Source organism: Kocuria marina, from assembly GCA_014652975.1.
Classification (GTDB): Bacteria; Actinomycetota; Actinomycetes; order Actinomycetales; family Micrococcaceae; genus Kocuria; species Kocuria marina.
Map to the genome: position 1 here is coordinate 301,872 of BMZV01000002.1, position 17,815 is coordinate 319,686.

Consider the following 17,815-nt stretch of genomic DNA (forward strand, 5'->3'; position numbering starts at 1 on the left):
TGTCAGGAGTTGCGGGCCGCGAACTTGTCGTAGAGGTGGGTGTTGAACCGGTACTGGTGCGGTTCGCCGCGGTTGACCGTCACGCCCGCGCGCACGGAGGTGATGGCCAGGAACAGCCAGGTCACGGCGGCGATGACCGAGAAGAGCCATCCGATGACCGGGATGAGTGAGAGCACGATGCCCGCGAGGATCACCAGGGTGGGCAGCATGGTGTAGTTGGCGGCTTCCCGGGATTCCTGAGCGGTGAAGGGACCGCGGTCCTTGAACACCCGGTGGATCATGTAGCTGGGCAGTACGCCCACCACGCCACCCAGGTGGGCGAGGGTGGCCCACTGCCGGTCCTGGGACACGTCCAGGGGTTGCGCCACGGGGGCCACGGACTCGAACGGAGTCTCGGCGGAGCGAGTGGAGGGGGAGGGAGCAGCGTCAGTCACGAGCGGGTGTGCCTTTCACGGGCGGTAGCCATCCGGGTCGGTGGACGCCGGTGCTCCCATCCTACGGTCGTTCCCGCGTGGCTCGCGCCGGACGACGACACCAGGCGTCACCGACGCTGAGGGTTACCGCTAACGCGGGTCACCGAAGCCGTAGACCACCGGCTGTGAGCGCCGTCGACGTCGTGGGTCACCGCAGGTCAGGCGCAGCCCGGGTCAGGAATCGGCGGCGTCCGGGGCGGTGAGGAAGTCGATGAGCTCCTCCACGCGGCCCAGCAGGGCCGGTTCGAGGTCTGCGTACGTGTTCACTCGTGCAAGGATCGCCTGCCACGCCCGCCCCACGTCCTGGGGTGTGCGGTGCGGTAGGCCCAGCGCGCGTGCCATCCCGGTCTTCCAATCCACCCCGCGCGGGATCACGGGCCACTCCCGGATCCCCAGGGCGCTGGGCTTCACGGCCTGCCAGATGTCCACGTAGGGGTGTCCGAGGATGAGCACATTGTCCCGGGCACCCGGGACCGCGAGCGCCTCCTGGGCGATCCTGGACTCCTTGGAGCCCGCGACCAGGTGGTCCACGAGGATCCCGAGCCGGCGCTGCGGGCCGGGGTGGAACTCGGCGATGGCTGAGGGGAGGTCGTCGATCCCGTGCAGGGGTTCCACCACGGTGCCCTCGACCGCGAGGTCGTGGCCCCACACCTTGGCCACGAGCTCGGCGTCGTGGTACCCCTCGACCCACACACGCGACTCCTTGGCCACGGACGCGCGCAAGTTCTCGACCTCGACCGACCCCGAACGCGTGATCCGGGGCTTGGCCGGGGCACTGCGGGTCTCGGGCGGGCCCAGCCGCACGGGTTCGCCGTCCAGGAGGAAGCCCGGGCCCAGGGGGAAGGACTTCACGCGCCCGTGCCGGTCCTCCAGACCCACCACGCGCATCCCGCCGATGGTCTCCACGCCCACGACGGCCCCCACCCACCCGGTCTCCACGTCCTCGAGCACCATGTCCCGGGCCACGGGGACGTCCCGGGAGACGGGACCGGTGCGGGCGACGTCGGGACTGCCTAGGTCCTGGGGACCCCAGGACCAGCCGGATGCGTTCACGGGCGACTCCTCCACGTCGTGCCGCGGCGCGAGCGCGCCGCCGGGCAGGCGAATCAGCCGCGAGCGTATCAAAATCGGCCCCTGACCCACGGGCCCTTGACTGCCAGGATTAGCACTGTGAACTCTTGAGTGCCAGAATTGCCAGCAACGGGAGGTGAGACACATGGAGCATCCGCGCCGAGCGCAGATCCTGCGCGCCATCGTGGAGGACTACGTCCATTCGCGTGAACCCGTGGGGTCCAAGGCGCTCGTGGAACGCCACCGTTTACCCGTCTCCTCCGCCACGGTGCGCAACGACATGGCCGCCCTCGAGGAGGACGGGCTGATCGTGGCACCGCACACGAGCTCGGGTCGGATCCCCACGGACCGAGGTTATCGCGAGTTCGTCAATCAGATCGCAGCCCTGGAGCCCCTCACCTCCGCCCAGCGCCGCGCGATCCAGGTGTTCATGGACGGCGCCCAGGACCTGGACGACATCATGGAGCGCACCGTGCGCCTGCTCGCCCAGCTCACCCACCAGGTGGCCGTGATCCAGTATCCCGTGCGCACCGGGATCACCGTGCGCCACGTGGAACTCGTGGACGTGGGGGACGCCCGCGTGCTCGTGATCCTGATCCCCACCACCGGACGCGTGGCCCAACGCACCGTGGAACTGCCCGTCACCCTGACCGAGGCCCAGCTGCTGGAGCTGCGCGCCCACGTGCTCGCACGCCTGCTCGGCACGCCCGTGGAAGACGTCTCCGACGCCGCCGTGACCCTGCCCCCGGTCCTGCCCGAGGAACTGCGCGACGCCGGGACCGCGGTGACCGGGGCGCTCGCGGTGCTCGCAGCGGTGTCGGACGAACACCGCTTGGTGATGGCCGGGACCGCGAACCTCGCGCGCTTCAGCGGGGACTTCCCGCAGAGCATCTCCCCGGTGCTCGAGGCGCTTGAGGAACAAGTGGCCATGCTGCGATTGTTGTCCGAGATGCAGCAGGACGAACGCGGGGTCGCGGTGCGCATCGGCTCCGACCACAGCGACGACCCCCTGGCGGAGGCGTCCGTGGTGGCCACGGGTTACGGTCCGCACGCCGCGTCCAAGGTGGGAGTCGTGGGGCCCACACGCATGGACTACCCCACGACCATGGCCTCCGTGCGCGCGGTGGCCCGCTACCTGTCCAAGAACCTGGGGGCTGAGCGCACGTGAGCGCTGCCCGCCCCGCTCGACCGTAGAACCGACGAAAGAAGAAACGACGACATCGTGAGCGATCACTACGAAACCCTCGGCGTGAGCCGGGACGCCAGCGCCGAAGAGATCAAGCGCGCCTACCGCAAGAAGGCCCGCAAACTTCACCCGGACGTGAACCCCTCACCCGAGGCCGCCGAGGAGTTCAAGCGCGTCTCCCATGCCAATGACGTCCTCTCCGACCCGGACAAGCGCCGCGTCTACGACGCCACGGGCAACGAGAACGGCACGGACACCGGCTTCGGCGGGGGCTTCCCCGGTACGGGCTTCGGCTTCTCCGACATCTTCGAGACGTTCTTCCAGGGCGCGGGAGCCGGTGGCCAGCGCGGCCCCCAGTCCCGCACCCGCCAGGGCCAGGACGCCCTGATCAACGTGCGGATCTCCCTCAAGGACGCCGTGTTCGGCATGGAGAAGGACATCACGGTGGACACCGCCGTCGTGTGCCCCACGTGCCAGGGCACGTGCTGCCAGCCCGGCACGAGCCCCGTGACGTGCACCATGTGCCGCGGCTCCGGGCACATGCAGTACCAGCGCCAGTCCATCCTGGGCATGGTCACCACCCAGGCCCCGTGCTCCCAGTGCAACGGCTTCGGCACCGTGATCGAGAGCCCGTGCCACGAGTGCTACGGCGAGGGCCGCGTGCGCGACCGCCGCCCCCTGACCGTGAAGATCCCCGCCGGCATCCAGTCCGGCAACCGCATCCGCCTGGGCGGCCAGGGTGAGGCCGGCACCGCCGGCGGACCCAACGGCGACCTCTTCGTGGAACTCAAGGTGGATCCGGACCCCACCTTCCTCCGCGAGGGCGACGACCTCCACGCCCGCCTGCGTATCCCCATGACCGCCGCCGCGCTCGGCACCACCGTGAGCCTCGAGACGTTCGACGGCGCTCGCACGGTGGACGTCGATCCCGGTACCCAGTCCGGTGCGACCGTTACGCTCGACGACCTGGGTGTCACCCACCTGCGGGGCAAGGGCCGCGGTGACCTCAAGGTGCACTTCGAGGTGGAGACCCCCAAGGACCTCTCCTCCGAACAGCGCGAACTGCTCGAGCGACTTGCCGAGCTGCGCGGTGAGGAAGCAGCGGACGGCACGACCGTGAACACCAACCACTCTGGTGGGTTCTTCTCCCGGTTGCGGGACCGGTTCAACGACCTGTGACCAACCCCGTCTTCCACGTCCCCGCCGAGGACCTCTCCCGGGCGCACCCGGGGGAGGTCCTGGACGTCGCAGGTCCCGAGGCCAAGCACGCGGTGACCGTGCGGCGCCTGCGCGCGGGGGAGGCCCTGGACCTCGTGGACGGGCACGGCACCCGTGCGGTGTGCACGTTCGACTCCGGGGCCAAGGACCGGATGAGCGTGGCCGTCCAGGAGATCCACCACGACGCCGCGCAGCAGCCGGAGTTCACGCTGGTGCAGGCACTCGCCAAGGGGGACCGGGACCTGCAGGCCGCGGAGGCCGCCACGGAACTCGGGGTCTCCCGGGTGATCCCGTGGCAGGCGGAGCGCAGCATCGTGCGCGTCCACGCGGACCGCGCGGCCAAGCTCATGGCCAAGTGGGACTCCACCCTGGCCGCGGCGGCCAAGCAGTCGCGGCGCGCCCGCTGGCCCGAACGCGGTGACTGGGTGGACACCGCGGGTCTGGCCCGGCTGATCGCTGCGGAACCCCAGATGCTGTGGCTCGTGCTGCATGAATCGGCGAGCACACGTTGGTCCACCCCGGACGTGACCCGGTGGGGTGATCGGTCCCGGATCGCGGTGATCGTGGGCCCGGAGGGAGGGATCGGTGACGGAGAGCTCGAGGCGTTGTGCGCCGCCGGTGCTCAGCCGATGCGCCTGGGGACCACTGTCATGCGATCGTCCACCGCGGGACCCGCGGCACTGGCGGCGCTGCACGCGGTGCTCGGGCTCTGGGACTGACCCGGGACCCAACGGGGAGGGCTCAGTCCCCGGCGCGCACCGTGATCGCGTGATCGTCGGACACGGTGGTGCCGGAATCGCCCGTGCCGCTCACGCGCACGGTGTACGTCCCGGGGTCGAGCGTGACACTCGTGCGTAGTTCCGTGCCCGTGGTCGGATCCGAGCCGGGGGAAGCGGGTGCGATGTTCCCACTGTGCACGACGCGGTCGTCCTCGAGCACCTCCCAGTGGGCGTCACGCACCGAGGGCAGCACGCGGGCGAAGACCGTCACGGGGCTCTTGGGTTCCGCCCCGGTCTGGGGGTCGACGAGCCACACGGGCGCGGCCAGTGCGGAGTCACGCGTGAGCGGGGCATTGAGTTCCACGGCTCCGAAGGCCTTGTACCCGCTCTGCCCGTTCACGAGGACCCGCACCTCCTTGGCCGTGGACGAGTCCAACAGCCCGGCGGTCACAGCCGCCGCGGAGACCGTGTACACCATTTGCTGCAGTGCGACCCGGGCGTCCTGCGGGGAGAGTTGGGAGGCGAACGCGGCGGCGGGCAGGTCCACGGTGATGGTTCCGTCCGGGGACACGGAGGTGCCCACGGTGTCCACGGCGGACCACAGGGACCGGTAGTCCGGGTCCGCGGGGGTGGCCGAGGTGACCATGAGTGCCGCCTGGGCCACGGGGTCGGTCGTGTCCTGGGAGGTCGGGGTGCGGAACTCGCGGAACAGGTAGCGCGCTTGGTCCCCGGTGCCCACCCAGTACACGGGGGCCTGTTCGGTGGCCACGCCTTCCATCGCCGTGTCCGTGTTCATGGGTGCGGAGGCGATCCCGGGGGCGGCTTCGGAGTTGTGGTCCGGTCGGTCGGCGGCGGTCCCGCACGAGGCCACGACCGCGGCGAGCGACACGGCGAGCGCCCCCGTCGCGGCGCGCCGAAGTCCGCCGGGCGCGGTGGCGCGACGACGCTGCGGCTCGGTCGTTCCTGCGGGATTTTTCACGGCTACACAACTTACCCACCGGGAGCCACGGGCGCTAACGTCGCACGTGGATCCGGGCGGACCGTTATTGGATTGCAACCTGCGGCGTGCGAGCCCGTCGGTCCCGGCGGGTCCAGGTCCGCGCGCACCGGTAGGCTGGACCCGATGAGCGAACCAACCGAAGGGACCGAGGCACTGAGCACTCCGCCCACCGAACGAACCCGCGTCACCGTGCACGTACCGGATCGGGAGACCGCCGTCCGGACCTTGGGTCACGGAGACGCGACCTTACGTCTGCTCGAGCAGCAGTTCCCGGCCGTGCGGATGACCGTGCGGGACCTGGACGTGGCCCTCGAGGGGCCCGTGATCGACACCCGCCTGGCCGCCTCCCTGCTCGAGGAACTTCTCGCGATGGCGCTGCGCGGCACCGAGATCACCGAACGCACGGTGCTGCGCGTGGCCCGCATGATGCGTGACGCCCAGGACCTGCGCCCGTCGAGCGCGCTGTCCACGAGCATCCTCTCCACCCGGGGCAAGACCATCCGGCCCAAGACCGTGAACCAGAAGACCTACGTGGACGCGATCGACGAGCACACCGTGGTCTTCGGGATCGGGCCCGCCGGTACCGGCAAGACGTACCTGGCCATGGCCAAGGCCGTGCGCGCCCTGCAGGCCAAGGAGGTCAACCGGATCATTCTCACGCGTCCCGCGGTGGAGGCCGGCGAGCGACTGGGCTTCCTCCCAGGTTCGCTCAACGACAAGATCGACCCCTACCTGCGTCCCCTCTACGACGCCCTGCACGACATGATGGACCCCGAGTCCATTCCGCGGCTCATGGAGGCCGGGACCATCGAGGTCGCCCCGCTGGCCTACATGCGCGGGCGCACCCTCAACGACGCCTTCGTGATCCTCGACGAGGCCCAGAACACCACCCCGGAACAAATGAAGATGTTCCTCACCCGTCTAGGCTTCGGCTCACGGATCGTGGTCACCGGTGACGTGACCCAGGTGGACCTGCCCGGGACCACCAAGTCCGGACTGCGCCAAGTCCAACACGTGCTCGGGAAGATCGACGACATCGCGTTCTGCGAACTGACCTCCGCGGACGTGGTGCGCCACGAACTCGTGGGCGAGATCGTGGCCGCCTACGACCAGTTCGACACCACCAACCGCCACCGCGTGGAACGAGCCCGCCGCAAGGACGAACGCCGAGCGGCGTCGTCCGAGCGCACCGGGGGAGACACCCCGTGAGCGTGGCCTTCGACCTCCCCTGGGACACCCCCGCCGAACAGGCCGAGCTGCCCACCGCCTACCGCGCCGTGGACACCGACCAGCTCGAGGCCCTCGTGGACCTCGCCTTCACCCGCTGGCACCTGCACCCCGACACCGAGGTCAGCATCGCCGTGGTGGACGAGACCCGCATGGCCGAACTGCACGAACAGTGGCTGGACCTGCCCGGAGCCACCGACGTCATGTCCTTCCCCATGGACGAACTGCGCGAGGGCACCCCCGACGACCCTAGCCTGGGCGTCCTCGGGGACGTCGTACTGTGCCCACCCGTGGCCGAACGCCAGGCCGCGGCCGCCGGCCACAGCACCCAGGACGAACTGTGCCTGCTCACCACCCACTCCCTGCTGCACCTGCTGGGCCACGACCACGCCCACGAGGACGAACGCGCCCGCATGTTCACCGCCCAGCGCTCGCTGCTCGAGGAGTTCCTGGGCCGGGACGCGCCCGTGGAGACCATGACGTGAGGCGCCGCACAGCCTCCGACCCCCGCACCGACTGAACGACCGAGGACCCGCGATGACCCAGCCCACTGAACAGCCCGCTGACTTCCGCGCCGGTTTCGCCGTGTTCGTGGGCCGGCCCAACGTGGGCAAGTCCACGCTGACCAATGCGCTCGTGGGGCGTAAGGTCGCGATCACGTCCAACCGTCCGCAGACCACGCGGCACACTATCCGCGGGATCGTGCACCGCACCGACGGTCAGTTGATCCTCGTGGACACCCCCGGCCTGCACCGTCCGCGCACGCTGCTCGGTCAGCGGCTCAACGACGTCGTGGCCCAGACCCTGGGTGAGGTGGACGTGATCGGGTTCTGCGTGCCCGCGGACCAGAAAGTGGGCCCGGGGGACCGGTACATCGCCCAGCAGGTCGTCGCCGCCGTCGGACGCACCCCCGTGGTCGCGATCGTGACCAAGGCGGACCTCGTCCCCCAACAGCGCCTCGCCGAACAGCTCGTGGCCGTGAGCGAGCTCGGGCGCGAGGTCGTCACCGAGGAGCGCGCCCAGCGTGAGGCCCGACGACGACGTCGCGACGCGGCGTCGTCCGCCAAGGGCACCGGCGGTCGCCCGGCCGCGCAGCGCACCGAGGACACGCCGGCCGGATGGGCCCACGTGATCCCCGTGAGCGCGGCGGACGGCTTCCAGGTGGACGAGATCGCCGAGCTGCTCGTGTCGCTGATGCCCGTCTCCCCGCCCCTGTACCCGGAAGGGGACCTCACCGACGAGCCGGAGGTCACCATGATGGGCGAACTCATCCGCGAGGCTGCGCTCGAGGGCGTGCGAGACGAACTGCCCCACTCGCTCGCCGTGGTCGTGGACGAGGTCTCCGAACGCGAAGGCCGCTCACCGGACAACCCCATGCTGGACGTCCACGCGAGCCTGTACGTGGAACGGGACTCCCAGAAGGCCATCGTGATCGGCAAGCGCGGTGCGCGACTGCGCGAGATCGGGACGCGCGCGCGAGCCCAGATCGAGTCTCTACTGGGCACCCGGATCTACCTGGACCTGCACGTCAAGGTCGCCAAGGAATGGCAACGGGACCCCCGACAGCTGTCCAAGCTCGGGTTCTGACCGGACACACACCACACGCCAACCCGGTGCCGTAGCCTGACCCACCAGTCAGGGCCGCACGCCCCCCCCCGATCCGAGACCCCAGGAGACGTCACCGGTGGATCCCAGCTCAGCACCACGCCGGAGCCGCCGGAGTTCGCGTACGAGCGCGCCGTGGAGTACGCACCCCGCCCGCCGCACGGATCGCGACGGCGAGGCGTACGACCTGCGCCAGACCGGACGTCATCACCGCGCCCATGTCCACCGCCCCTCGGTACGCAGGATCGCCGTGATCCTGGCCGTGTTCGGGCTGCTGGCCGTACTCGGCATCGGCGGGATCGCCGCGCTGCGCCTGACCGGCAACCTCACCTCGAGCCCCCTGAACCTCTCCGACGGTGCCGAGAACGTGGACGACGGCCCCCTGGACATCCTCGTCATGGGCTCGGACACTCGCCACGGTCAGGGCAACAGCGAATACGGCAGCGAGGACGACGCCGAGGGCCGCACCGACGTCATGATGCTCATGCACGTGACCGAGAACCGCGACGCCGTCACCGTGGTCTCCTTTCCCCGGGACCTCATGGTCAGGATCCCGCAGTGCACGGACCCCACGAGCGGCACCGTGTACCCGGCCACGACCGGGATGCTCAACAGTGCGGTGGAACACGGCGGCCCTGGGTGCACTGTGGCCGCGATCAACCGACTCACCGGCGTGAACATCGACCACTTCATGCTCGCCGACTTCAACGCCGTCAAGGAACTCTCCAGCGCCGTGGGCGGCGTGCAGGTGTGCGTCAACGAACCCGTGGATGACCCCAAGTCCGGGCTGCGCCTGCCCGCCGGGATCTCCTCCGTGGAGGGCGAACAGGCACTCGCGTTCCTGCGTTCCCGCGCAGCGTTCGGCAACGGTGGGGACGAGGCCCGCATCCGCTCGCAGCAGTCGTTCCTGGCGTCCCTCACGCGCAAGATCCAGGCGGACGGGACGCTCACCAACCTCCCGCAGCTCTACCACATCGCCGAGGTGATGACCCAAAACCTGCACGTGGACCAGGGGTTGACCTCCATCCCCACCCTCGTGGGCATGGCCGGTGCGCTCAACGGCATCGATCCCGGCCGGATCGCGTTCGTGACCGCGCCGTCCGAGCCCTACCCGCAGGACCCCAACCGGTTGCAGCTGGACGAGAAGCCCGCCGAGCGGCTCTTCGAGACCCTGCGTCGGGACGTCTCCGTCACGGAGGCCCGCGACGCGCCGTCGGCGTCCCCCGGGCCCTCCCACGCGATGGGGGAGACCGCCACCCCCGCGCCGAGTGCCGCGCACCCCACGGAGCCGGCGGCATCGCCCACCGCGACCGGCCCCGCCGTGGACCCGTCGCTCGTGCCGATCACGGTGAGCAACCGCACGGACGCCGGGGGCCGGGACCACCAGCTCGTGAGCGTGCTCGAACGCGCCGGCTACGACCAGGCGCGCACCGCGTCCTCCGGCACGCAGCTTGCGGCCACGCAGATGTTCTACAACCCCAACTGGGCGCTGGCCGCGGACGACGTCGCCGCTGTCCTGAACGTCTCACCGAGCCAACTCGTGGCGAGCTACGACGTGCCCGGGATCGAGGTCGCGGTGGGCCAGGACTTCCGTAGCGGTGACACGATGGACCGCAACGCCGCCCTGCCCGACGACCTGCAGGGCCAGACCGCGGAGCAGTTCACGTGCCAGGAGACCGCGGCGGGGTAACGATCCGGTGTGCCGGCGACCTAGTGGTACGTTGGATCACATGCGGCAAGGGATGACGCTACTCCTGCTTACGTGCCGCAGCGGGGCCTGAACCGATCCTCACGGCCGACCACCCGCTGCGGAGTTCCGTGGTGCCGGCCCACAAGCTTCTGATCGAAAGGCCCCCTTCCCATGAAGAATTTGCAGCGTCCCTCCGGAATGCCCGTCCACAAGTACACCCCGTACCACCACAACTTCCCGTTCGACATGTCCGACCGCACGTGGCCGGACAAGGTGGCCACCACGGCCCCGCGCTGGTGCGCCGTGGACCTGCGGGACGGCAACCAGGCGTTGATCGACCCCATGGACTCCGAGCGCAAACTGAAGATGTTCCAGTTGCTGGTGAAGATGGGCTACAAGGAGATCGAGGTGGGCTTCCCGTCCGCCTCGCAGACCGATTTCGACTTCGTGCGCACCCTGGTCGAGGACGACCTGATCCCGGAGGACGTCTCCATCCAGGTGCTCACGCAGTCCCGCGAGCACCTGATCGAGCGCACGTACGAGGCGATCGAGGGCGCACCGCACGCGATCGTGCACCTGTACAACTCCACGTCCACCCTGCAGCGACGCGTGGTCTTCGACCGCGACATGGACGGCATCGTGGACATCGCCCTGACCGGTGCCAGGTTGTGCCGCAAGTACGAGGAACAGCTCAAGCACACCAACGTCACGTACGAGTACTCCCCGGAGTCCTACACGGGCACCGAGCTCGAGTTCGCCGCGCGGATCTGCAACGAGGTCGCCGAGACCTTCGAGGTGGGTGACGGTCGCAAGATGATCATCAACCTGCCCGCGACCGTGGAGATGGCCACTCCCAACATCTACGCGGACTCGATCGAGTGGATGGGCCGGCACCTGTACCACCGCGACGACATCATCCTGTCGCTGCACCCCCACAACGACCGCGGGACCGGTGTGGCCGCCGCCGAGCTGGGCTACCTGGCCGGGGCGGACCGGATCGAGGGGTGCCTGTTCGGCAATGGCGAGCGCACCGGCAACGTGGACCTGGTGACCCTGGGGTTGAACCTGTTGACCCAGGGCGTGGACCCGCAGATCGACTTCTCGGACATCGAGGAGATCCGCCGCACGGTGGAGTACTGCAACCAGTTGCCCGTGCCCGAGCGCAGCCCGTACGGCGGTGACCTGGTCTTCACCGCGTTCTCCGGTTCGCACCAGGACGCGATCAAGAAGGGCTTCGAGGCCATGCAGCGGGACTCGCAGGAGCGGGGCGTGGACATCGATGACATGGAATGGGCCGTCCCGTACCTGCCGGTCGACCCCAAGGACGTGGGCCGCAGCTACGAGGCCGTGATCCGCGTGAACTCCCAGTCCGGCAAGGGTGGCGTGGCCTATCTGCTCAAGAGCGAGTACGGCATCGACCTGCCCCGCCGGGCCCAGATCGAGTTCTCCGGGGTCGTGCAGAAGTACACCGAAACCTCGGGCTCGGAGGTCACCGCGCAGCAATTGTGGAAGATCTTCACCGACGAGTACCTGCCCGCCAAGGACGGCGGCGGCGAGCTGTGGGGTCACTACCGCATCACGTCCATCTCCACCCATGCCGAGGACGAGGGCAACACGGTCCTGGAGATCGGCCTGGACGTGGGCGGCGAGCACCACGAGCGCACCGCGCACGGCACCGGGCCCATCGACGCGCTGATTCAGCTGTTCAACGCGGAGGGCGTGGACGTGCGCCTGCTTGACTACACCGAGCACACGCTGTCCGCGTCCGCGAACGCGCAGGCCGCGAGCTACGTGGAGCTCGCCGTGGGTGACCGCGTGCTGTGGGGTGCGGGGATGGACAACAACACCACGCGAGCGTCCCTGAAGGCCGTGATCTCCGCGGTCAACCGCGCCGTGCGTGACGCGCAGTTGGCCCAGCAGGATTGAGCGCGCTCCTTCCCTTCTCCGGCGACTCCGCTGCGGGCACCCGGGTGCCCGCAGCGGAGTCGTGTCCGGGGTAGGTGACACAATGACCCGATGGCCGGTTCAACCTTCGCATCGCGCAGCTATCGGGACGACGCCGTGGTGCTGCGCACCTACGACCTCGGTGAAGCGGACCGGATCGTGATCCTGCTGACGGCCGAGAACGGCCAGGTCCGGGCGGTGGCCAAGGGGGTGCGGCGCACCAAGTCGCGGTTCGGTGCGCGCCTGGAACCCTTCCACGTGGCCCAGGTGCAGCTCGTGCACGGACGGAACCTGGACATCGTGTCGCAGGCCATCGGCAAACGGGCATACGGGCAGAGCATCGTGGCCGACTACGAAAAATACACCGCCGCGGCGGCCATGGTCGAGACCGCGGAGAAACTCACCGCGGACGACTACGACACCGCAGTCCAGCACTACCAGTTGCTCGTGGGAGCGCTGTCCGCCCTCGCGCGTGGTCTGCACGAGCCGGGGCGCATCCTGGACTCTTACCTGCTACGCGCCGTCGCCCTGGCCGGTTGGACGCCCAGTTTCGTGGACTGCGCACGGTGCGGGGCTCCCGGGCCCCATCGCTCGTTCTCCGCGGCCCTCGGCGGTGCGGTGTGTCCTCAGTGCCGTCCGCCGGGATCCGCCGCGCCCAGTGCGGCCACGTTCGTGCTGCTGGACGGGCTGCTGCGCGGGGACTGGTCCACGATCGACGCCGCCGACACCAAGACCGCGCGCGCAGCTGCCGGGTTCGTGGCGGCGTACATCCAATGGCACATGGAGCGCACGGTGCGTTCCCTGGCCCTCGTGGATCGCGGGGACGGCTGAGGCGGGGAGTGCCCGCTACTCGGTGGGAAGTTCTAGGGTGGGGGAGGACCACCCCGTCGCTTCTCGAAAGGATCCCCGCATGAGCCGCTTCGCCCCGCCGCCGCCCCATCCCAGCGGCGCCACGGTGCCCGCCCTGGATCGCGATGCCATTCCCCGACATCTGGCCCTCGTGATGGACGGCAACGGGCGCTGGGCCAACGACCGCGGACTGCCGCGTACCGAGGGGCATCGGGAGGGTGAGCGAGCCCTCATGGAGGTCGTCGCGGGAGCCATCGACCTGGGGATCCCGTACGTGTCCGCGTACGCGTTCTCCACGGAGAACTGGAAACGGTCCCCGGCCGAGGTCGCGTTCCTCATGAACTTCACGGGGGACGTGATGTCCCGCCAGCTGCCCACGTTCAAGGAATGGGGGATCAAGGTGCGGTGGGCAGGGCGGCGCCCCCGCCTGTGGAAGTCCGTGATCAACCGACTGGAGACCGCGGAGCGCGAGACCCAGGACAACGATGTCATCACGCTGACCATGTGCGTGAACTACGGCGGTCGCGCGGAGATCGCCGACGCCGCGGTCGCGATGGCTCGGGACGTCCAGGAGGGGCGGCTCACGCCCGGGTCGATTACCGAGGACATGGTCCAGCGGTACCTGGATGAGCCCCAGTTACCGGACGTGGACCTGTTCCTGCGGTCCTCGGGAGAACAGCGGCTGTCCAATTTCATGCTGTGGCAGTCCGCATACGCGGAAATGATGTTCCTGGATATCCTGTGGCCGGACATGGACCGCCGTGTGCTGTGGCGCGCGGTAGAGGATTACGCTCACCGCAACCGACGATACGGCGGAGCGATGGATCAGACGGCCCCGGCCACGGGGGAGTAACCACCGAATTGGGTCCACAGTATCTAGAGTTTCAACTGAATATTGATACCTATAATTCGAGTTGATATTGAGACTGTATCTAACCTGAACTCGCCTTCGCGTCGTATCAGCGATCACCTGGCGTACCCGCCGGTAAAGCTCCCGAGGTGGTCCGGGAGCGGGCATCCCGTGTGAAAAACTGGCCCCATGCGCGTGTACCCCGCTTTCTTCAATCTCGTTTTCTCCTGGATGGACCCGGAACTCGCCCACACCGTGGGGTTCGCGGGGATCAAGCTGGCCCGCCGTGTGGGCCTGGGGCGGGTGCTGCACCGCCTCACACGCCCGGATCCGGGCAACGAGGTCCATGTCATGGGGCTCACCTTCCCGTCCCCATTCGGTCTGGCCGCGGGTTTCGACAAGGGCGCTACCGGTACCCACGCGTTGACGAACCTCGGCTTCGGCCACGTGGAGATCGGCACGGTCACGGGCCAGGGTCAGCCGGGCAATCCCCGTCCGCGGCTGTTCCGCCTGGTCGAGGATCGCGCCGTGATCAATCGTATGGGCTTCAACAACGACGGCGCGGAGGCCGTGGCCCCGCGAGTGGCCTCGGCACTGCAGAGCCTCGCCCAGGACGCCGCCCGTACGCATCGTGCGCGCCCCGTGGTGGGCGTCAACATCGGCAAGACCAAGGCCGTGGGTCTCGAGGACGCCACGGACGACTACGTGCGCAGCACCCGCGTGCTCGCCCCGTATGCGGACTACCTCGTGGTCAACGTTTCCTCCCCGAACACCCCCGGACTACGCCAACTCCAGGAGCTCGACGCGCTGCGACCGCTGTTGCGAGCCGTGCGGGAGGAAGCGGACCGGGTCACGTCGTGGCACGTGCCGCTGCTCGTCAAGATCGCTCCGGACCTCGCGGACCAGGACGTCCTCGCGGTCGCGGACCTGGCCCGGGACCTGGGGCTGGACGGCATCGTCGCGACAAACACCACGATCGCCCGCGAGGGGCTCGGCCTGCGCAGCGACGCACAGGACGTGGTCGCGTGTGGAGCCGGCGGACTCTCGGGGGCGCCCCTGCGGCGTCGTTCCATCGAGGTGCTCAAGCTGCTGCGAGGTCACGTGGGGGAGGACCTCGTGCTCATCTCCGTGGGAGGGGCCACGAGTGCCCGGGACGTGATCGAGCGACTGGACGCCGGTGCTTCCCTGGTGCAGGGCTACACCGCGTTCCTGTACGAGGGGCCGTTCTGGGCGGCGCGGATCAACCGCGGCCTGCGCCGGGCCGCACGGCGCACCTCGCACTGAGGACCCACGGAAGTGATGGAACGAGGGGCCGGCCCACTATGGTGGGCCGACCCCTCGCGGGTTCTGCGGGTGTTACTCGGGACGCTCGCCCCGGCGCACCTGCGGCTTGGGCAGACGCATGCGGCGCATCGTAAAGGTACGCATCGCGGCGTACCAGCGGGTGCCGGGCTGGACGGTGCCGAACGTGCGGCGCAGTGCCGCGTGCAGTCGGTTGGACATGATGATCGCGTCGATCACGCACAGGATGATGTAGCCGTACACGATCCAGATCAGTGTGATGGCCACGGACTGCACCGGCAGGAACATCAGGACCAGGATCAGCAGCAGGAAGATCAGCACGTACTCGCCGATGTTGAACCGGGAGTCCACCCAGTCCCGGGCGAAACGGCGCTGGGGCCCGGCGTCCCGCGGGCCCAGGTAGCGTTCGTCTCCGGCGGCCATGCCGGCCTGTGCCTGGGCGCGCCGTTCCCGTTCCGCGATCCTGGACTCGGCTTTGGCGGCCTTGCGGTCCTCCGGGATCAGGGGTCGGCGACGCGCGGCCTCCTGTTCCTTGCGGGTGGGGGTGGGGCGGCCCTTCTTGCCCTCGGGCGTCCTCCCGCCACCGGGCTGCCCACCGCGGTCGGTGGGGACGGCGGGATCGGCCGTGGCGCGCGCGCCCACGGCGGTGGATCCCGAGGATTCAGCTGACTTCTTGCGTCGAAACACCCGACAAGCCTACCGGAGTGCCACGACGTCACCGCGCGCGTGACAGGAGGCAACCGAACGGGCTTGCCACGGTGCGCGCCGAGCTCCCGCCGTTAGGCTGGGCCCATGGCTACTGACTTCACACGTCCCAGCTCCGACACCGTCGACGCCCTCCGGGCGAGCGTGGACGGTTCCCGGGACATCCTGCTGGAAGAACTCGGCTCCCTCGTGGCAATCCCCGGCATCGCGTGGGACTCGTTCGACGCCGCCGACCTCGAGCGCAGTGCCGAGGCCGTGGCCGGTCTGCTCCGGGGCCTGCCTTTCGACAGCGTGGAGATCCTGCGCGAGCCCCGCGGGGACGCTCCGGGGCACCCCGCCGTCGTCGCTCGCAAGGCCGCGGCACCCGGGTACCCCACGATCCTGTTGTACGCCCATCACGACGTCCAACCCCCGGGCAAGCGCGAACTGTGGAACACCGAGCCGTTCGAGGCCGTGGAGAAGGACGGTCGGCTCTGGGGTCGCGGCGCGGCCGACGACAAGGCCGGCGTTATGGTGCACGTGGGCGCGCTGCGCGCGTTCTTCGAGCGCATCGGCGAGCATCCGGGCCTGGGTGTGACCGTGTTTATCGAGGGCGAGGAGGAGGCCGGTTCGCCCGGCTTCGAGGACTTTCTGGCCGCGCACCGGGACAAGCTCGCCGCGGACGTCATCGTGATCGCGGACTCCGCGAACTGGGAAGTGGGCGTCCCGGCACTCACGACGAGCCTGCGCGGCGTCGTCGGAGGGATCGTGGAGGTCAGCGTGCTGGACCACTCGGTGCACTCCGGCATGTTCGGCGGGCCCGTTCTGGACGCACCCACGCTGCTGTCGCGACTGATCGCGACCCTGCACGACGACGACGGCGCCGTGGCCGTCGCGGGGCTGCTGAGCGAGGACGACACGGACGTGGACTACGACGAGGACCGCTTCCGCGAGGACGCCGGCGTGTTGGACAGTGTGCAACTTGCCGGGCGCGGCTCGATCTCGTCGCGGCTGTGGACCCAGCCGGCGCTGTCCGTTACGGGGATCGACGTCACCGATGTCGCGACCGCCTCCAATACCATCGCGGCCACCGCGCGCGCCAAGCTGAGCCTGCGGATCGCTCCTGGCCAGGACGAACGGGAAGCGGGGGAGGCACTGCGCAAGCACGTGGAGGACAACGCCCCGTTCGGCGCGCACGTGAGCTTCGCGCTCGAGGAGACCGGCCCCGCCTTCCGTGCGGACACCGGCGCCGTGAGCTCGCAGATCGCCCTGTGGGCTTTCGAACAGGCGTGGGGACGTCCGGCCGTCACGGCGGGGATGGGCGGATCCATCCCCTTCACCGCGACCCTCACCCGGGCGTATCCTGAGGCACAGATCCTGATCACCGGTATTGAGGACCCGGACACCCGGGCCCACAGCGCCAACGAATCCCTGCACATCGGTGACTTCCTGCACGCCGTCACCGCCGAGGCCCTCGTGCTCGCGGCGCTGGCCCAACAGGGAGAGCGCAGCGCGGAATGATTCCCCGCGCCGGCGCGTTTCACCAGGCAGAAGGGATCCACCGAACCCGGGGTCGCAACCCCGCGTCGCACAGAAAGTGAGCACCATGAGCGTCACCACCGACAACGAGACCACCCAGGACACGCCCACCCACGAGGTCCTGCTCACGGACACCGCGGCCCAGAAGGTCCGCGACCTGCTCGAGCAGGAGGGGCGCACCGACCTGCGGTTGCGCGTCGCCGTGCAGCCGGGCGGCTGCTCCGGGCTGATCTACCAGCTGTATTTCGACGAGCGCGTCCTCGACGGCGACCACGTCCGCAGCTTCGACGGCGTGGAGGTCATCGTGGACAAGATGAGCGTCCCGTACCTGAGCGGGTCCACCGTGGACTTCGAGGACTCCATCTCTAAGCAGGGCTTCTCGATCGACAACCCCAACGCGCAGGGCTCCTGCGCGTGCGGTGACTCCTTCCACTGATCGACCGCACCGAACAGGGGTG

17 protein-coding genes are annotated in these 17,815 nt (G+C 69.3%); 13 read left to right on the forward strand and 4 right to left on the reverse strand.

Annotated elements, in window-relative coordinates:
- Positions 1–2 precede the first annotated feature (2 nt).
- Together IE157_RS06500 and IE157_RS06505 are read right to left on the reverse strand one after the other, a co-directional pair.
- Entirely contained in the window at positions 3–434 is a 432-nt protein-coding gene (locus IE157_RS06500) for a DUF4870 domain-containing protein (protein WP_318281359.1), read from the reverse strand.
- Between the two features lie 213 nt (positions 435–647).
- Positions 648–1,526, reverse strand: coding sequence for a DUF3097 domain-containing protein (locus IE157_RS06505; protein WP_064845856.1), 879 nt, complete (start codon positions 1,524–1,526; stop codon positions 648–650).
- A gap of 163 nt (positions 1,527–1,689) precedes the next feature.
- On the opposite strand from IE157_RS06505, the gene hrcA reads away from it, so the two are divergent.
- The 3 genes from hrcA to IE157_RS06520 are packed head-to-tail and all read left to right on the forward strand — an operon-like array spanning position 1,690 to position 4,667.
- Positions 1,690–2,712, forward strand: coding sequence for a heat-inducible transcriptional repressor HrcA (gene hrcA, locus IE157_RS06510; RefSeq protein ID WP_193519478.1), 1,023 nt, complete (start codon positions 1,690–1,692; stop codon positions 2,710–2,712).
- A gap of 54 nt (positions 2,713–2,766) precedes the next feature.
- Entirely contained in the window at positions 2,767–3,909 is a 1,143-nt protein-coding gene (gene dnaJ, locus IE157_RS06515) for a molecular chaperone DnaJ (protein ID WP_144996703.1), read from the forward strand.
- Positions 3,906–4,667, forward strand: a complete 762-nt coding sequence (locus IE157_RS06520; RefSeq protein ID WP_193519479.1) for a 16S rRNA (uracil(1498)-N(3))-methyltransferase — start codon at positions 3,906–3,908, stop codon at positions 4,665–4,667. The genes dnaJ and IE157_RS06520 overlap by 4 nt, the downstream gene beginning before the upstream one ends.
- A gap of 22 nt (positions 4,668–4,689) precedes the next feature.
- On the opposite strand, the gene IE157_RS06525 is transcribed toward IE157_RS06520, so the two are convergent.
- Positions 4,690–5,646: a GerMN domain-containing protein gene (locus IE157_RS06525; RefSeq protein ID WP_193519480.1), complete on the reverse strand. Its 957-nt coding sequence runs from the start codon at positions 5,644–5,646 to the stop codon at positions 4,690–4,692.
- Between the two features lie 144 nt (positions 5,647–5,790).
- Between IE157_RS06525 and IE157_RS06530 the strand changes: the two genes are divergently transcribed.
- From IE157_RS06530 to IE157_RS06565, 8 genes are all read left to right on the forward strand, one after another.
- Positions 5,791–6,876: a PhoH family protein gene (locus tag IE157_RS06530; protein ID WP_085106037.1), complete on the forward strand. Its 1,086-nt coding sequence runs from the start codon at positions 5,791–5,793 to the stop codon at positions 6,874–6,876.
- A gap of 47 nt (positions 6,877–6,923) precedes the next feature.
- Complete coding sequence (gene ybeY, locus IE157_RS06535) at positions 6,924–7,379, forward strand: rRNA maturation RNase YbeY (protein WP_231885507.1); 456 nt, start codon at positions 6,924–6,926, stop codon at positions 7,377–7,379.
- Between the two features lie 52 nt (positions 7,380–7,431).
- Positions 7,432–8,481, forward strand: coding sequence for a GTPase Era (locus IE157_RS06540; protein ID WP_193519481.1), 1,050 nt, complete (start codon positions 7,432–7,434; stop codon positions 8,479–8,481).
- A gap of 268 nt (positions 8,482–8,749) precedes the next feature.
- Positions 8,750–10,189 carry an LCP family protein gene (locus IE157_RS06545; RefSeq protein ID WP_240918819.1) on the forward strand — a complete coding sequence of 480 codons (1,440 nt, stop codon included), beginning with the start codon at positions 8,750–8,752 and terminating at the stop codon, positions 10,187–10,189.
- A gap of 171 nt (positions 10,190–10,360) precedes the next feature.
- Complete coding sequence (gene leuA / locus IE157_RS06550) at positions 10,361–12,115, forward strand: 2-isopropylmalate synthase (RefSeq protein WP_193519482.1); 1,755 nt, start codon at positions 10,361–10,363, stop codon at positions 12,113–12,115.
- 90 nt (positions 12,116–12,205) lie between these two features.
- The gene (gene recO / locus IE157_RS06555) at positions 12,206–12,964 is read left to right on the forward strand and encodes a DNA repair protein RecO (RefSeq protein ID WP_193519483.1); all 759 of its coding nucleotides are present in this window, start codon (positions 12,206–12,208) and stop codon (positions 12,962–12,964) included.
- A 79-nt stretch (positions 12,965–13,043) separates the two neighbouring features.
- A complete protein-coding gene (locus IE157_RS06560) occupies positions 13,044–13,835 on the forward strand; it encodes an isoprenyl transferase (RefSeq protein ID WP_144931864.1) in 792 nt (263 codons plus the stop codon).
- A gap of 186 nt (positions 13,836–14,021) precedes the next feature.
- On the forward strand, positions 14,022–15,116 hold the full coding sequence (locus IE157_RS06565) for a quinone-dependent dihydroorotate dehydrogenase (RefSeq protein WP_193519484.1): 1,095 nt from the start codon (positions 14,022–14,024) through the stop codon (positions 15,114–15,116).
- 72 nt (positions 15,117–15,188) lie between these two features.
- Here the strand turns inward: IE157_RS06565 and IE157_RS06570 are convergent, their stop codons facing one another.
- Complete coding sequence (locus IE157_RS06570) at positions 15,189–15,821, reverse strand: DUF3043 domain-containing protein (RefSeq protein ID WP_144996682.1); 633 nt, start codon at positions 15,819–15,821, stop codon at positions 15,189–15,191.
- 105 nt (positions 15,822–15,926) lie between these two features.
- On the opposite strand from IE157_RS06570, the gene IE157_RS06575 reads away from it, so the two are divergent.
- Together IE157_RS06575 and erpA are read left to right on the forward strand one after the other, a co-directional pair.
- Entirely contained in the window at positions 15,927–17,339 is a 1,413-nt protein-coding gene (locus IE157_RS06575) for a dipeptidase (protein WP_193519485.1), read from the forward strand.
- Positions 17,340–17,424: 85 nt separating this feature from the next.
- Positions 17,425–17,793, forward strand: coding sequence for an iron-sulfur cluster insertion protein ErpA (gene erpA / locus IE157_RS06580; protein WP_193519486.1), 369 nt, complete (start codon positions 17,425–17,427; stop codon positions 17,791–17,793).
- The last annotated feature ends 22 nt before the right edge of the window (positions 17,794–17,815 follow it).

Coding starts and splice junctions, on each gene's coding strand:
- recO (WP_193519483.1), top strand. CDS start 12,206: ATGGCCGGTTCAACCTTCGCATCGCGCAGCTATCGGGACGACGCCGTG.
- IE157_RS06540 (WP_193519481.1), top strand. CDS start 7,432: ATGACCCAGCCCACTGAACAGCCCGCTGACTTCCGCGCCGGTTTCGCC.
- IE157_RS06575 (WP_193519485.1), top strand. CDS start 15,927: ATGGCTACTGACTTCACACGTCCCAGCTCCGACACCGTCGACGCCCTC.
- IE157_RS06565 (WP_193519484.1), top strand. CDS start 14,022: ATGCGCGTGTACCCCGCTTTCTTCAATCTCGTTTTCTCCTGGATGGAC.
- erpA (WP_193519486.1), top strand. CDS start 17,425: ATGAGCGTCACCACCGACAACGAGACCACCCAGGACACGCCCACCCAC.
- IE157_RS06530 (WP_085106037.1), top strand. CDS start 5,791: ATGAGCGAACCAACCGAAGGGACCGAGGCACTGAGCACTCCGCCCACC.
- leuA (WP_193519482.1), top strand. CDS start 10,361: ATGAAGAATTTGCAGCGTCCCTCCGGAATGCCCGTCCACAAGTACACC.
- IE157_RS06560 (WP_144931864.1), top strand. CDS start 13,044: ATGAGCCGCTTCGCCCCGCCGCCGCCCCATCCCAGCGGCGCCACGGTG.
- hrcA (WP_193519478.1), top strand. CDS start 1,690: ATGGAGCATCCGCGCCGAGCGCAGATCCTGCGCGCCATCGTGGAGGAC.